This window comes from Pseudomonas sp. ICMP 460 (genome assembly GCF_002723595.1).
Taxonomy (GTDB): domain Bacteria; phylum Pseudomonadota; class Gammaproteobacteria; order Pseudomonadales; family Pseudomonadaceae; genus Aquipseudomonas; species Aquipseudomonas kitaguniensis.
Genome location: NZ_LKBR01000002.1, coordinates 167,272 through 180,520, shown reverse-complemented (window position 1 = coordinate 180,520; position 13,249 = coordinate 167,272). Strand labels below are relative to the sequence as shown.

Annotated in this window: 25 protein-coding genes; all 25 read left to right on the top strand. The window is 54.2% G+C overall.

The annotated features are described in order from the left end of the window. Positions 1-8 precede the first annotated feature (8 nt). The 25 genes from rpsS to bfr all read left to right on the top strand — a co-directional run bounded on the left by rpsS (position 9) and on the right by bfr (position 13,221). On the top strand, positions 9-284 hold the full coding sequence (rpsS, locus tag AO240_RS03165; protein WP_003232420.1) for a 30S ribosomal protein S19: 276 nt from the start codon (positions 9-11) through the stop codon (positions 282-284). An 11-nt stretch (positions 285-295) separates the two neighbouring features. After that, positions 296-628, top strand: coding sequence for a 50S ribosomal protein L22 (rplV, locus tag AO240_RS03160; RefSeq protein WP_003210077.1), 333 nt, complete (start codon positions 296-298; stop codon positions 626-628). 13 nt (positions 629-641) lie between these two features. Continuing rightward, positions 642-1,328, top strand: a complete 687-nt coding sequence (gene rpsC, locus AO240_RS03155; RefSeq protein WP_003176422.1) for a 30S ribosomal protein S3 — start codon at positions 642-644, stop codon at positions 1,326-1,328. 12 nt (positions 1,329-1,340) lie between these two features. Next, positions 1,341-1,754, top strand: a complete 414-nt coding sequence (rplP, locus tag AO240_RS03150) for a 50S ribosomal protein L16 (RefSeq protein ID WP_003232424.1) — start codon at positions 1,341-1,343, stop codon at positions 1,752-1,754. Continuing rightward, positions 1,754-1,945, top strand: coding sequence for a 50S ribosomal protein L29 (gene rpmC / locus AO240_RS03145; protein WP_002555481.1), 192 nt, complete (start codon positions 1,754-1,756; stop codon positions 1,943-1,945). The genes rplP and rpmC overlap by 1 nt, the downstream gene beginning before the upstream one ends. Positions 1,946-1,947: 2 nt before the next feature. Further along, on the top strand, positions 1,948-2,214 hold the full coding sequence (rpsQ, locus tag AO240_RS03140; RefSeq protein ID WP_003176419.1) for a 30S ribosomal protein S17: 267 nt from the start codon (positions 1,948-1,950) through the stop codon (positions 2,212-2,214). Positions 2,215-2,237: 23 nt separating this feature from the next. Beyond that, the gene (gene rplN / locus AO240_RS03135; protein ID WP_002555479.1) at positions 2,238-2,606 is read left to right on the top strand and encodes a 50S ribosomal protein L14; all 369 of its coding nucleotides are present in this window, start codon (positions 2,238-2,240) and stop codon (positions 2,604-2,606) included. Positions 2,607-2,617: 11 nt separating this feature from the next. Next, positions 2,618-2,932 carry a 50S ribosomal protein L24 gene (gene rplX / locus AO240_RS03130; protein ID WP_003176416.1) on the top strand — a complete coding sequence of 105 codons (315 nt, stop codon included), beginning with the start codon at positions 2,618-2,620 and terminating at the stop codon, positions 2,930-2,932. A gap of 20 nt (positions 2,933-2,952) precedes the next feature. Further along, positions 2,953-3,492, top strand: coding sequence for a 50S ribosomal protein L5 (gene rplE / locus AO240_RS03125; RefSeq protein ID WP_003176415.1), 540 nt, complete (start codon positions 2,953-2,955; stop codon positions 3,490-3,492). Positions 3,493-3,505: 13 nt separating this feature from the next. Then, the gene (gene rpsN, locus AO240_RS03120; RefSeq protein WP_003176414.1) at positions 3,506-3,811 is read left to right on the top strand and encodes a 30S ribosomal protein S14; all 306 of its coding nucleotides are present in this window, start codon (positions 3,506-3,508) and stop codon (positions 3,809-3,811) included. A 208-nt stretch (positions 3,812-4,019) separates the two neighbouring features. Further along, positions 4,020-4,412: a 30S ribosomal protein S8 gene (rpsH, locus tag AO240_RS03115; RefSeq protein ID WP_010566853.1), complete on the top strand. Its 393-nt coding sequence runs from the start codon at positions 4,020-4,022 to the stop codon at positions 4,410-4,412. Positions 4,413-4,424: 12 nt separating this feature from the next. Next, on the top strand, positions 4,425-4,958 hold the full coding sequence (gene rplF, locus AO240_RS03110; RefSeq protein ID WP_003176412.1) for a 50S ribosomal protein L6: 534 nt from the start codon (positions 4,425-4,427) through the stop codon (positions 4,956-4,958). A 10-nt stretch (positions 4,959-4,968) separates the two neighbouring features. After that, the gene (gene rplR / locus AO240_RS03105; protein WP_015886135.1) at positions 4,969-5,319 is read left to right on the top strand and encodes a 50S ribosomal protein L18; all 351 of its coding nucleotides are present in this window, start codon (positions 4,969-4,971) and stop codon (positions 5,317-5,319) included. Between the two features lie 3 nt (positions 5,320-5,322). After that, positions 5,323-5,823 carry a 30S ribosomal protein S5 gene (gene rpsE, locus AO240_RS03100; protein ID WP_003176409.1) on the top strand — a complete coding sequence of 167 codons (501 nt, stop codon included), beginning with the start codon at positions 5,323-5,325 and terminating at the stop codon, positions 5,821-5,823. A 2-nt stretch (positions 5,824-5,825) separates the two neighbouring features. After that, the gene (rpmD, locus tag AO240_RS03095) at positions 5,826-6,002 is read left to right on the top strand and encodes a 50S ribosomal protein L30 (protein WP_003176408.1); all 177 of its coding nucleotides are present in this window, start codon (positions 5,826-5,828) and stop codon (positions 6,000-6,002) included. Between the two features lie 3 nt (positions 6,003-6,005). Then, a complete protein-coding gene (gene rplO, locus AO240_RS03090; protein ID WP_003176407.1) occupies positions 6,006-6,443 on the top strand; it encodes a 50S ribosomal protein L15 in 438 nt (145 codons plus the stop codon). Continuing rightward, positions 6,444-7,772 carry a preprotein translocase subunit SecY gene (secY, locus tag AO240_RS03085; RefSeq protein ID WP_058414072.1) on the top strand — a complete coding sequence of 443 codons (1,329 nt, stop codon included), beginning with the start codon at positions 6,444-6,446 and terminating at the stop codon, positions 7,770-7,772. 27 nt (positions 7,773-7,799) lie between these two features. Then, entirely contained in the window at positions 7,800-7,916 is a 117-nt protein-coding gene (rpmJ, locus tag AO240_RS03080; protein ID WP_002555468.1) for a 50S ribosomal protein L36, read from the top strand. A 129-nt stretch (positions 7,917-8,045) separates the two neighbouring features. Further along, a complete protein-coding gene (gene rpsM / locus AO240_RS03075) occupies positions 8,046-8,402 on the top strand; it encodes a 30S ribosomal protein S13 (RefSeq protein WP_003210063.1) in 357 nt (118 codons plus the stop codon). Positions 8,403-8,432: 30 nt separating this feature from the next. Continuing rightward, complete coding sequence (gene rpsK / locus AO240_RS03070; RefSeq protein WP_002555466.1) at positions 8,433-8,822, top strand: 30S ribosomal protein S11; 390 nt, start codon at positions 8,433-8,435, stop codon at positions 8,820-8,822. Positions 8,823-8,840: 18 nt separating this feature from the next. After that, positions 8,841-9,461 (top strand): 30S ribosomal protein S4, encoded by a 621-nt coding sequence (rpsD, locus tag AO240_RS03065; protein ID WP_003210056.1) that lies wholly within the window; start codon positions 8,841-8,843, stop codon positions 9,459-9,461. A 22-nt stretch (positions 9,462-9,483) separates the two neighbouring features. Next, a complete protein-coding gene (gene rpoA, locus AO240_RS03060) occupies positions 9,484-10,485 on the top strand; it encodes a DNA-directed RNA polymerase subunit alpha (RefSeq protein WP_003176403.1) in 1,002 nt (333 codons plus the stop codon). Positions 10,486-10,526: 41 nt separating this feature from the next. Continuing rightward, positions 10,527-10,913 (top strand): 50S ribosomal protein L17, encoded by a 387-nt coding sequence (gene rplQ, locus AO240_RS03055; RefSeq protein ID WP_007918448.1) that lies wholly within the window; start codon positions 10,527-10,529, stop codon positions 10,911-10,913. A gap of 245 nt (positions 10,914-11,158) precedes the next feature. Further along, positions 11,159-12,601 carry a catalase gene (locus AO240_RS03050; RefSeq protein ID WP_371918585.1) on the top strand — a complete coding sequence of 481 codons (1,443 nt, stop codon included), beginning with the start codon at positions 11,159-11,161 and terminating at the stop codon, positions 12,599-12,601. Between the two features lie 155 nt (positions 12,602-12,756). After that, the gene (bfr, locus tag AO240_RS03045; protein ID WP_053258271.1) at positions 12,757-13,221 is read left to right on the top strand and encodes a bacterioferritin; all 465 of its coding nucleotides are present in this window, start codon (positions 12,757-12,759) and stop codon (positions 13,219-13,221) included. Positions 13,222-13,249 lie beyond the last annotated feature (28 nt).

The window sequence follows — 13,249 nt, the reverse complement described above, 5'->3', positions numbered from 1 at the left end:
ATACGACAGTGCCACGTTCTCTGAAAAAAGGTCCTTTTATTGATCTTCACCTACTGAAGAAGATCGAAGTGGCGGCGGAAAAGAACGATCGCAAACCAGTGAAAACCTGGTCGCGTCGTTCGATGATCCTGCCACAAATGGTCGGTTTGACCATCGCAGTACACAACGGTCGCCTTCACGTCCCAGTTCTCGTGAACGAAGACATGGTCGGCCACAAACTAGGCGAGTTTGCCGGTACCCGCACTTATCGTGGGCACGTGGCAGACAAGAAAGCCAAGCGTTAAGGGGTTAGGAAATGGAAGTAGCCGCTAAGTTGTCGGGCGCTCGAATCTCCGCCCAGAAAGCCCGCTTGGTCGCCGACCAGATCCGCGGGAAGAAGGTGGGCGAAGCGCTCAACCTGTTGGCTTTCAGCAGTAAGAAAGCCGCCGAGATCATCAAGAAAGTGCTGGAGTCGGCCGTAGCCAACGCCGAGCATAACGAAGGCGCAGACGTTGATGACCTTAAGGTCAGCACCGTTTTCGTCAACGAAGGGCGTTCGCTGAAGCGTATCATGCCGCGTGCCAAAGGCCGTGCTGATCGCATCGTCAAGCGGTCTTGCCATATCACTGTCAAGGTTGCTGACAAGTAACGGAGTCGAAGAGATGGGTCAGAAAGTACATCCCATTGGCATTCGCCTGGGAATCGTCAAGGAGCACACCTCCGTCTGGTACGCAGACGGTCGGACTTATGCGGACTATTTGTTCGCTGATCTGAAGGTGCGTGAGTATCTCCAAGACAAACTAAAAAGCGCGTCCGTAAGCCGTATCGATATTCATCGTCCGGCACAAACTGCACGTATCACCATCCACACCGCTCGTCCAGGTATCGTTATCGGGAAGAAAGGTGAAGATGTTGAGAAACTGCGTCAGGACCTGACCAAGCAAATGGGTGTGCCTGTGCACATCAATATCGAAGAGATCCGTAAGCCGGAGCTCGACGGTATGCTGGTTGCGCAGAGCGTAGCTCAGCAGCTGGAGCGTCGTGTAATGTTCCGTCGCGCTATGAAGCGCGCCGTACAGAACGCCATGCGCATTGGTGCCAAAGGCATCAAAATCCAAGTGAGCGGTCGTCTCGGCGGTGCTGAAATCGCACGTACTGAATGGTATCGCGAAGGTCGTGTGCCACTGCACACCCTGCGTGCCGACATCGACTATGCCAACTACGAAGCTCACACCACATACGGTGTGATCGGTGTAAAGGTTTGGATCTTCAAAGGCGAAGTAATTGGTGGTCGCCAAGAAGAACTGAAACCACAAGCACCAGCGCCTCGTAAAAAAGCTGCTAAGTAAGGGGTACGCCAAATGTTGCAACCAAAGCGTACGAAGTTCCGCAAGCAGATGACAGGTCACAACCGTGGCCTGGCTCAGCGCGGTAGCAAAGTCAGCTTCGGCGAGTTCGCGCTGAAGTCTGTAGCTCGTGGTCGTCTCACCGCTCGTCAGATCGAGTCAGCGCGTCGTGCTCTGACCCGTCACGTTAAACGTGGCGGCAAGATCTGGATCCGTGTATTCCCGGACAAGCCTATCTCCAAAAAGCCCCTCGAAGTTCGGATGGGTAAAGGTAAGGGTAACGTGGAATACTGGGTTGCCCAGATTCAGCCAGGCAAAGTCCTGTATGAAATCGAGGGTGTAACTGAAGAGCTGGCGCGTGAGGCTTTTGCCCTGGCTGCTGCAAAGCTGCCGCTCGCCACCGCCTTTGTTAAACGGACGGTGATGTGATGAAAGCGAATGAACTTCGTGAAAAATCCGCACAGCAGCTGAACGAGCAACTGCTCGGCCTGCTGCGCGACCAGTTCAATCTGCGTATGCAGAAAGCAACTGGCCAGTTGGGGCAGTCTCATCTGCTCTCGCAAGTTAAACGTGACATCGCTCGCGTGAAGACTGTGCTCAACCAGCAGGCAGGTAAGTGATCATGGCTGAAGCCGAAAAGACTGTCCGTACGCTGACTGGCCGTGTTGTCAGCGACAAGATGGACAAAACCATCACCGTTTTGATCGAGCGTCGCGTTAAGCACCCGATCTACGGTAAATATGTTAAGCGTTCGACTAAGCTGCACGCGCACGACGAAACCAACCAGTGCCACATCGGCGACAAAGTCACTATTCGTGAAACTCGTCCGCTGGCCAAGACCAAGTCTTGGGCACTGGTTGATGTTCTCGAACGCGCTGTGGAAGTCTAAGGACTAGGGGTCGGAGAAATTATATGATTCAGACTCAATCCATGCTCGATGTGGCCGATAACAGCGGCGCTCGCCGTGTTATGTGCATCAAGGTGCTGGGTGGCTCCCATCGTCGTTACGCTGGTATCGGTGACATCATCAAAGTTACCGTGAAGGAAGCAATTCCTCGCGGTAAAGTGAAAAAAGGCCAAGTGATGACTGCTGTTGTAGTCCGCACTCGTCACGGCGTACGCCGTGCAGATGGCTCCATTATCCGCTTTGATGGCAACGCTGCTGTTCTTCTGAACAACAAGCAAGAGCCGATCGGCACCCGTATCTTTGGGCCAGTGACCCGTGAACTTCGTACTGAGAAGTTCATGAAGATCGTCTCGCTCGCCCCAGAAGTGCTGTAAGGAGATCCGACATGCAAAAGATTCGTCGTGACGACGAGATCATCGTGATCGCCGGCAAAGACAAAGGTAAGCGCGGTAAGGTGCTTAAGGTTCTCGCTAATAACCGTCTGGTTATCGGTGGTCTGAACCTGGTTAAGCGTCATACCAAGCCTAACCCGATGTCGGGCGTGCAAGGCGGTATCGTCGAAAAAGAAGCTCCACTGGACGCTTCTAACGTCGCCATTTTCAACGGCGAAACCAACAAGGCTGACCGCGTTGGTTTCAAAGTAGAAGATGGCAAGAAAATTCGTGTCTTCAAGTCGACCCAAAAAGCGGTTGATGCTTGAACACTGCTAGGTAGAAGACCATGGCACGACTAAAAGAGATTTACTGGAAAGAAATCGCACCGAAGCTTAAGGAAGAACTTAAGCTTTCGAACGTGATGGAAGTTCCACGCGTTACCAAAATCACCCTGAACATGGGTTTGGGCGAAGCGGTCGGTGATAAAAAAGTCATCGAGCACGCTGTTGCTGACCTGGAAAAGATCACCGGCCAAAAAGTCGTTGTGACCTACGCTCGGAAATCCATCGCTGGCTTTAAAGTCCGTGAAGGTTGGCCGATCGGCGTCAAAGTGACTCTGCGCCGTGAGCGTATGTATGAATTCCTGGATCGTCTGCTGTCGATCTCCCTGCCTCGGGTTCGCGACTTCCGCGGCCTGAATGCCAAGTCCTTCGATGGTCGTGGTAACTACAGCATGGGCGTGAAAGAGCAGATCATTTTCCCGGAAATCGACTACGACAAGATCGATGCTCTCCGCGGTCTGGACATCACCCTGACCACCACTGCCAAGAACGATGATGAAGGTCGCGCCCTGTTGCGTGCTTTCAAATTCCCGTTCCGCAACTGATTGGAGTAGGACCATGGCCAAGATGAGCATGAAAAACCGCGAGCTGAAACGTCAGCTCACGGTTGCCAAGTACGCCAAGAAGCGTGCAGCACTGAAAGCAATCATCGTTGATCTGAACGCAAGTCCAGAAGCGCGTTGGGAAGCTACAGTTGCTCTGCAGAAGCAGCCACGTGACGCAAGCGCTTCGCGCATGCGTAACCGCTGCCGCCTGACCGGTCGTCCACACGGCGTTTACCGCAAGTTCGGCCTCGGCCGTAACAAACTGCGTGAAGCGGCAATGCGTGGTGACGTACCAGGTCTGGTTAAAGCCAGCTGGTAAGTACTTTCAACGTCTCGGTGGGCAGAATCGCAAGATACTGACCGCCGGTGGCCTTGAATCTGAATCAAGCCCCTTTTGGGGCTTGTTTCATTTCTGTAGTGTGTCTAAAATACGCGGCTCGCCTGAGCCCGTGTTTTTTATGCTCGGAGATTCTCGGCGACATATGTAGCCGCAAGGCTAATTTTTTTGTATTAGGAGCGTCTAGCCCATGAGTATGCAGGACCCGTTAGCGGACATGCTAACTCGTATCCGTAATGCCCAGATGGCTGAAAAGTCCGTCGTAAGCATGCCATCTTCCAAGTTGAAGGTAGCTGTTGCCAAAGTCCTGAAAGACGAAGGCTACATTGCGGGTTATCAGATCAGCAGCGAAACCAAGCCACTGCTGTCCATCGAGCTGAAGTACTTCGAAGGCCGTTCGGTCATCGAGGAAGTGAAGCGCGTTAGCCGTCCAGGCCTGCGTCAGTACAAGTCCGCTGAAGATCTGCCGAAAGTTCGTGGCGGTCTCGGTGTGTCTATCGTCTCCACCAATAAAGGTGTGATGACGGATCGTGCTGCGCGCGCTGCCGGTGTCGGCGGCGAAGTTCTTTGCACTGTGTTCTAAGGGGGGATAAGCATGTCTCGCGTCGCTAAGAACCCCGTTAAGCTGCCAGCCGGTGTCGAAGTAAAATTCGCAGGCCAACAGCTTTCGGTGAAGGGTGCCAAGGGCACTCTTGAACTGAACATCCATTCGTCCGTTGAGATCGTTGAAGAAGCTGGTGAGCTGCGTTTCGCTGCTCGCAATGGCGATCAACAAACTCGCGCAATGGCCGGTACCACGCGTGCGTTGGTAAACAACATGGTCCAAGGCGTAAGCCAAGGCTTCGAGCGTAAGCTCCAGCTGGTCGGTGTTGGTTACAAAGCGCAAGCAAAAGGCACGGTTTTGAACCTCGCCCTTGGCTTCTCGCACCCAGTGGATTACGAACTGCCGGAAGGCATCACCGCTGAGACCCCTAGCCAAACCGATATCCTGATCAAGGGTATCGATAAGCAGCTGGTAGGTCAGGTGGCCGCTGAGATCCGCGACTTCCGTCCACCAGAGCCGTACAAAGGCAAAGGTGTGCGCTACGCGGACGAAGTCGTCCGTCGTAAAGAAGCCAAGAAGAAGTAGGGCATAGCAAATGACCGACAAAAAAGTTACTCGACTGCGTCGCGCTCGCAAAGCACGCCTGAAAATGCACGAACTCGAAGTCGTGCGTCTCTGCGTGTATCGCTCGTCGCAGCACATCTACGCCCAGGTCATCTCGGCCGACGGCAACAAAGTCCTGGCAAGCGCCTCGACTTTGGATAAAGAACTGCGTGATGGTGCCACTGGCAACATCGACGCGGCCACTAAGGTTGGCCAGCTGGTCGCTACGCGTGCTAAGGCCGCCGGCGTCTCGCAAGTGGCTTTCGACCGCTCTGGCTTCAAGTACCACGGCCGCGTTAAAGCGCTGGCTGATGCTGCTCGTGAAGCTGGGCTGGAGTTCTAAGTTATGTCAAATAACGACCAAAAGCGCGACGAAGGCTACATTGAGAAGCTGGTTCAAGTTAACCGCGTAGCCAAAACCGTTAAAGGCGGCCGTATCTTCACTTTCACCGCGTTGACCGTGGTGGGTGATGGTAAAGGGCGTGTTGGCTTCGGCCGTGGCAAGTCACGTGAAGTGCCTGCCGCGATCCAGAAGGCAATGGAAGCTGCTCGTCGCAACATGATCCAAGTTGATCTGAACGGCACCACGCTGCAGTACGCAATGAAGTCCGCCCATGGCGCTTCGAAGGTGTACATGCAGCCTGCTTCTGAAGGTACCGGTATCATCGCTGGCGGCGCTATGCGTGCTGTCCTCGAAGTTGCTGGCGTTCAGAACGTTCTGGCCAAGTGCTACGGCTCGACTAACCCGGTAAACGTGGTTCACGCCACTTTCAAAGGTTTGAAAGCTATGCAATCTCCTGAGTCCATTGCTGCCAAGCGCGGCTTGACTGTCAAGGAGATCTTCTGATCATGGCTACCGTTAAAGTAACGCTGATCAAAAGCATGACCGGTCGCATCCCTAACCACAAATTGTGCGTTAAGGGTTTGGGTCTGCGTCGCATCGGTCACACTGTAGAAGTCCAGGATACTCCCGAGAATCGCGGGATGATCAACAAGGCTTACTACATGCTGCGTGTCGAGGGTTAATCGATGAAACTCAATGATCTGAGTCCAGCGCCGGGTTCCCGTCGCGAAAAGCATCGTCCGGGCCGTGGTATCGGTAGCGGTTTGGGTAAGACTGGTGGCCGTGGCCACAAAGGTCAAACCTCCCGCTCCGGTGGCACCATTGCTCCAGGCTTTGAAGGCGGTCAACAGCCGCTGCATCGTCGCCTGCCTAAGTTCGGTTTCGTATCCCTGAAAGCCATGGACCGCGCAGAAGTGCGTCTGTCCGAGCTGGCTAAAGTGGAAGGCGACATCGTTACTGTGCAGACCCTGAAAGATGCCAACGTGATCAACGTCAACGTACAGCGTGTGAAAATCATGCTGTCCGGTGAAGTGACTCGCGCTGTCACTATCGGCAAGGGAATCGGCGCCACCAAAGGTGCGCGTTCGGCTATCGAAGCAGCTGGCGGCAAGTTCGAGGAATAAATGGCTAAGCAAGGTGCTCTCTCAGCGCTCGGCAAAGGCGGTATGTCTGAACTTTGGGCTCGTCTGCGTTTTCTGTTCCTGGCGATTATCGTCTACCGAATAGGCGCACACATCCCGGTTCCAGGTATCAACCCGGACCGACTCGCAGACCTGTTTCGACAGAATGAGGGGACCATTCTTAGCTTGTTCAACATGTTTTCCGGCGGCGCGCTGGAACGGATGAGCATCTTTGCACTGGGGATCATGCCGTACATTTCGGCATCGATCATCATGCAACTGATGACCGCCGTCAGCCCGCAGCTGGAGCAGTTGAAGAAGGAAGGTGAAGCTGGCCGTCGCAAGATTAGCCAGTACACCCGCTACGGCACCGTCATCCTCGCTCTGGTTCAAGCTATCGGCATGTCCGTTGGCTTGGCCGGGCAGGGGATAGCGTTCACTGCTGACTTTGGCTTCTATTTCGTTGCGGTATCCACGTTTGTGGCTGGCGCGATGTTCATGATGTGGCTGGGTGAGCAGATTACTGAACGTGGTGTTGGTAACGGTATCTCGATGTTGATTTTCGCAGGTATCGTCGCCGGTCTTCCGAGAGCAATCGGGCAGTCTTTCGAGTCTGCACGTCAGGGTGATATCAACATCTTCGCCTTGGTTGCTATCGGTTTGCTGGCAGTAGCGATTATCGGTTTTGTGGTGTTCATTGAGCGTGGCCAGCGTCGTATTGCTGTTCACTACGCCAAGCGTCAGCAGGGCCGTAAGGTCTTCGCTGCGCAGACCAGCCACTTGCCGCTGAAAGTGAATATGGCCGGTGTTATTCCGGCAATTTTCGCGAGCAGCATTTTGCTGTTTCCGGCTTCGTTGGGTACCTGGTTTGGTCAGTCTGAAAATATGGGCTGGCTGCAGGACCTCTCTCAGTCGATCGCTCCTGGTCAGCCGTTGAATATTCTGCTGTTTAGTGCAGGGATTATTTTCTTCTGCTTCTTCTATACGGCGTTGATGTTCAATCCGAAAGACGTAGCGGAAAACCTGAAGAAGTCCGGTGCCTTTATTCCGGGTATCCGTCCGGGTGAGCAGTCGGCACGCTACATTGATGGCGTTCTGACTCGTTTGACCCTGTTCGGTGCTCTATATATGACGGCCGTGTGCTTGCTTCCCCAGTTCCTGGTGGTTGCAGCAAACGTTCCGTTCTACCTTGGCGGGACCTCGTTGCTGATCGTGGTCGTGGTTGTGATGGACTTCATGTCCCAAGTACAATCGCACCTCGTTTCGCACCAGTACGAATCCCTGATGAAGAAAGCCAACCTGAAGGGTTACGGCAGCGGCATGTTGCGCTGAGTACCCATAAGGTTCGAGGAGTTGGTGATGAAAGTTCGTGCATCGGTGAAAAAGCTGTGCCGTAACTGCAAAATTATTCGCCGCGAAGGTGTTGTTCGAGTAATTTGCAGCGCGGAACCGCGTCACAAACAGCGCCAAGGCTGAGTGTGATCCGCTTGAAGCCCGGCAGCTAGTGCGCTGCCGGGTTGATTATTTGTTATTACAGCGATATTATCTCGCGCCCTATTTCTTGGCTTCCGGGGCGTAGGTAGCTGTCAATTGGAGTCCCACTGAATGGCCCGTATTGCAGGCGTTAACATTCCAGATAACAAGCACACTGTTATCTCGCTGACCTACATCTATGGTGTTGGTCGCACTACTGCGCAGAAAATTTGCGCAGATACTGGGGTAAACCCAGCCGCAAAGATTAAAGATCTGAGCGACGAGCAGATTGAGCTGTTGCGTGGCGAAGTGGCGAAGTTCACCACTGAAGGTGACCTGCGCCGCGAAATCAACATGAAAATCAAGCGTTTGATGGACCTCGGTTGCTACCGTGGTCTGCGTCATCGTCGTGGTCTTCCAGTGCGCGGTCAGCGTACCAAGACTAACGCGCGTACCCGTAAAGGTCCGCGTAAGCCGATCCGCAAGTAATCGCCCACGCGAATCGACAGGAAATTAATCATGGCAAAACCTGCTGCTCGTCCTCGTAAAAAAGTTAAAAAGACAGTGGTTGATGGCATCGCCCACATCCATGCTTCTTTTAACAACACAATCGTGACCATCACCGACCGTCAAGGTAACGCGCTGTCTTGGGCTACCTCTGGTGGTTCGGGTTTCCGCGGTTCCCGCAAGTCCACCCCGTTTGCTGCTCAAGTAGCTGCTGAACGTGCTGGTCAAGCTGCGCTGGAATACGGCCTGAAAAACCTCGACGTCAATGTCAAAGGTCCAGGTCCAGGTCGTGAGTCTGCTGTCCGTGCTTTGAACGGCTGTGGCTATAAGATCGCCAGCATCACCGACGTGACGCCAATCCCGCACAACGGGTGCCGTCCGCCGAAGAAGCGCCGCGTGTAATCCAGGAGATTGTAAAGAATGGCTCGTTACATTGGTCCAAAATGCAAACTCGCTCGTCGCGAAGGCACCGATCTCTTCCTGAAGAGCGGCGTGCGCGCGATCGAATCGAAGTGCAACATTGAAGCAGCACCTGGTATCCACGGCCAACGCCGCGGTCGCCAGTCCGATTACGGCACCCAACTGCGTGAAAAGCAGAAGGTCCGTCGTATTTACGGCGTTCTCGAGCGTCAGTTCAGCGGCTACTACAAAGAAGCTGCTGGCAAGAAAGGTGCAACCGGTGAAAACCTGCTGCAACTTCTCGAATGCCGTCTGGACAACGTTGTATACCGTATGGGCTTTGGTTCGACTCGTGCCGAATCCCGTCAGCTGGTATCGCACAAGTCCGTCAGCGTAAACGGCCAAACCGTTAACGTACCGTCTTACCAGGTTCGTGCTGGTGACGTGGTCGCGATTCGCGAGAAAGCAAAAAACCAACTTCGCATTGTCCAAGCTCTCGATCTGTGTGCCCAACGTGGCCGCGTAGAATGGGTAGAAGTAGACACTGAGAAGAAGTCGGGCGTTTTCAAGAACGTTCCTGCTCGCAGTGATCTGTCCGCCGACATCAACGAAAGCCTGATTGTCGAGCTCTACTCCAAGTAAGGGCTAGAAAATAGGTGCATCCATGCAGATTTCGGTAAATGAGTTCCTGACACCCCGCCACATTGATGTGCAGGTTGTCAGTCCAACCCGCGCCAAGATCACTCTCGAGCCTCTCGAGCGTGGTTTTGGCCACACCCTGGGCAACGCGCTGCGCCGCATCCTGTTGTCCTCAATGCCCGGCTGTGCAGTAGTCGAGGCCGAGATTGACGGTGTGCTCCACGAGTACAGCGCCATCGAAGGTGTACAGGAAGACGTAATTGAAATCCTGTTGAACCTTAAAGGTCTGGCTATCAAGCTACACGGCCGTGACGAAGTTACGCTGACCTTGTCGAAGAAGGGTTCGGGGGTGGTTACCGCTGCCGATATTCAGCTGGATCATGATGTCGAGATCGTTAACCCCGATCACGTAATCGCTAACCTGGCGTCTAACGGCGCCCTGAACATGAAGCTCACCGTAGCTCGTGGTCGTGGTTATGAACCGGCCGACTCGCGTCAGAGCGATGAAGACGAAAGCCGCAGCATTGGTCGCTTGCAGCTTGACTCTTCGTTCAGCCCGGTTCGCCGTATCGCATACGTGGTGGAAAACGCCCGTGTCGAGCAGCGTACTAACCTGGACAAGCTGGTTATTGATCTGGAAACCAACGGTACTCTGGATCCTGAAGAGGCTATCCGCCGCGCTGCAACCATTCTGCAACAGCAGTTGGCTGCGTTCGTCGACCTCAAAGGTGACAGCGAACCAGTGGTAATCGAGCAGGAAGACGAGATCGATCCGATCCTGCTTCGCCCGGTTGACGATCTGGAACTGACTGTACGTTCGGCTAACTGCCTTAAGGCGGAAAACATTTACTACATCGGCGACCTGATTCAGCGTACCGAAGTAGAACTGTTGAAGACTCCGAACCTGGGCAAGAAATCCTTGACTGAAATCAAGGACGTTCTGGCCTCCCGCGGTCTGTCCCTCGGCATGCGCCTCGACAACTGGCCGCCTGCAAGTCTTAAGAAGGACGACAAGGCGACTGCCTGATCGTCGTAATCACCGAACGTGAGTTTGGTAAGGAATGAACCATGCGTCATCGTAAAAGTGGTCGTCACCTGAGCCGTACCAGCTCGCACCGCAAGGCCATGTTTCAAAACATGGCGGTGTCGCTGTTCGAGCACGAGCTGATCAAAACTACACTGCCGAAAGCTAAAGAACTGCGTCGCGTTGCTGAGCCGCTGATCACTTTGGCCAAGACAGACAGCCTGGCTAACCGCCGTCTGGCTTTCGACCGTACTCGCTCGAAAGCTATCGTTGGTAAGCTCTTCAACGACCTGGGCAAGCGTTATGCTACCCGTGAGGGTGGCTACCTGCGCATCCTCAAGTGCGGTTTCCGCACTGGCGACAACGCGCCTATGGCGTACGTCGAGTTGGTTGATCGTGCTACTGCCGGCGAAGCTGTAAGCGCCGAGTAAAACGACAGTCTGTAACGAAGAACCGGACCTAGTGTCCGGTTTTTTGTGGGCGTAAGGAAAGCCGTCTATATTCCATACGCCACTGCTCATTCTTATTAAACCAACAGCTGAGTGCGTGAGTGGCAAATTAGTTATTTTCTATCAAAGTCCATGAATCAATGCATTTGATGGTGCCATCTTGATGGTCAATACTCCCTCCAGCCGATTAGCCGGCAGTTTTATGATTCACCTGAGGAAGTTTGAACATGAGCACAATCCTTACCACCGCCAGCGGCGCACCTGTTGCCGATAATCAGAATTCGCGTACCGCCGGCCCTCGCGGTCCATTGCTGCTTGATGACTTTCATCTGCTCGAAAAGCTTGCGCACTTCAATCGGGAAAACATTCCGGAGCGTCGCGTGCACGCCAAAGGTTCAGGTGCCCACGGCACATTCACTGTTACCCGCGACATTACCGAGTACTCCAGCGCCAAGCTGTTCGAGTCCATTGGCAAGAAAACCGCGACCTTCCTGCGATTCTCCACTGTGGGTGGTGAGCGCGGCTCAGCGGACACTGCGCGTGACCCGCGTGGTTTTGCACTGAAGTTCTACACCGAGGAAGGCAACTGGGACATTGTTGGCAACAACACGCCAGTGTTCTTCATCCGCGATCCGCTGAAGTTTCCGGACTTTATTCACACCCAGAAGCGCCTGCCACAAACGAACCTTAAAAGCGCTCAGGCGATCTGGGACTTCTGGTCGCTGTCGCCAGAGTCATTGCACCAAGTAACCATTTTGTTCTCGGACCGTGGCACGCCGGACGGCTTCCGCCATATGCACGGCTTCGGCAGCCATACCTATAGCCTGATCAACGCCCGAGGCGAGCGGCACTGGGTGAAATGGCATTACAAAACCAAGCAAGGTATCAAGAACCTGACGCCTGAAGAGGCAACCCGTCTTGCCGGCACCGATCCTGATTACGCTCAACGCGACCTGTTCACCGCGATTGAAAGCGGTGACTTTCCCAAGTGGAGCGTCAATATTCAGGTCATGACCGAAGCTCAGGCTGCGGCTCACTACGAAAACCCGTTCGACGTGACCAAGACCTGGTCGCAGTCAGAGTTTCCGTTGATCGAGATCGGCGAGCTGGAGCTGAACCGTAACCCGCTCAACTACTTTGCCGAGGTCGAGCAAGCTACTTTTGGCCCGAGCAACATGGTCCCTGGTGTCGGCCTGTCGCCTGACCGTATGCTTCAAGGTCGCGTATTCGCTTACGCGGATGCCCACCGCTATCGTGTGGGCACCAATCACCAGCAGTTGCCAATCAACGCGCCATTACAACCGGCCAATCACTACCAGCGTGACGGCTCGATGGCGTTCGGTTTCAATGGTGGTGCGTCTCCCAACTATGAACCCAACAGTGCCGTGGGTACGCCGCAACAAGCGCCACAGTATGCTGAGCCGCCTTTGGCGCTTCGGGGCGCGGCAGATCGTTACGATCAGCGTGAAGACACTGACTACTATAGCCACGCCGGCGCGTTGTTCCGCCTGCAGACCGATGCTCAGAAGGCGCTGCTGATCAACAACATCGCCGGCTCGATGGCGGGCGTTAGCAGCAATGTGGTCCAGCTCCAGCTCCAGCATTTTTTCAAAGCCGACCCTGCTTACGCACAAGGTGTTGCAGACGCGCTGGGTGTAACGATGAACTGACTCTAAACGAGAAGCAGAACCGCCCTCATTTGGGCGGTTTTTGCGTTATTTCAGCTACTTTTCGCGGTAAATCTTCACTTTTCTGCCGTTTGTCTCGTGACCTGCAGGTCATCATGGTTCAAACTACAGCCTTTCAAGTAGGGAGATGTAGGGCGATGCAAGGTCACCCCGACGTAATCGATTACCTCAACACGTTGCTGACGGGCGAACTGGCAGCTCGTGACCAATATTTCATCCATTCGCGTATGTACGAAGACTGGGGCTTTACCGAGCTCTACGAACGTATCAACCACGAAATGGAAGAAGAGGCACAGCACGCCGACGCACTGATGCGCCGTATCCTGATGCTCGAAGGCACGCCACGCATGCGTCCCGACGACCTGGATGTGGGCACCACGGTACCTGACATGCTCGCAGCCGACCTTCGCCTTGAGTACAAGGTTCGCGCTGCGCTCTGCAAGGGCATCGAGCTCTGCGAGCAGCACAGCGACTATGTCACTCGCGAAATTCTCCGCGTGCAGTTGAATGACACCGAAGAAGATCACACGTACTGGCTGGAAAAGCAGTTGGGCCTGATCAAGCTGGTTGGTCTGGAGAATTACCTGCAATCGCAGTTCTGATTTCCGGCTACAAAAAAGCCCCTGTCAC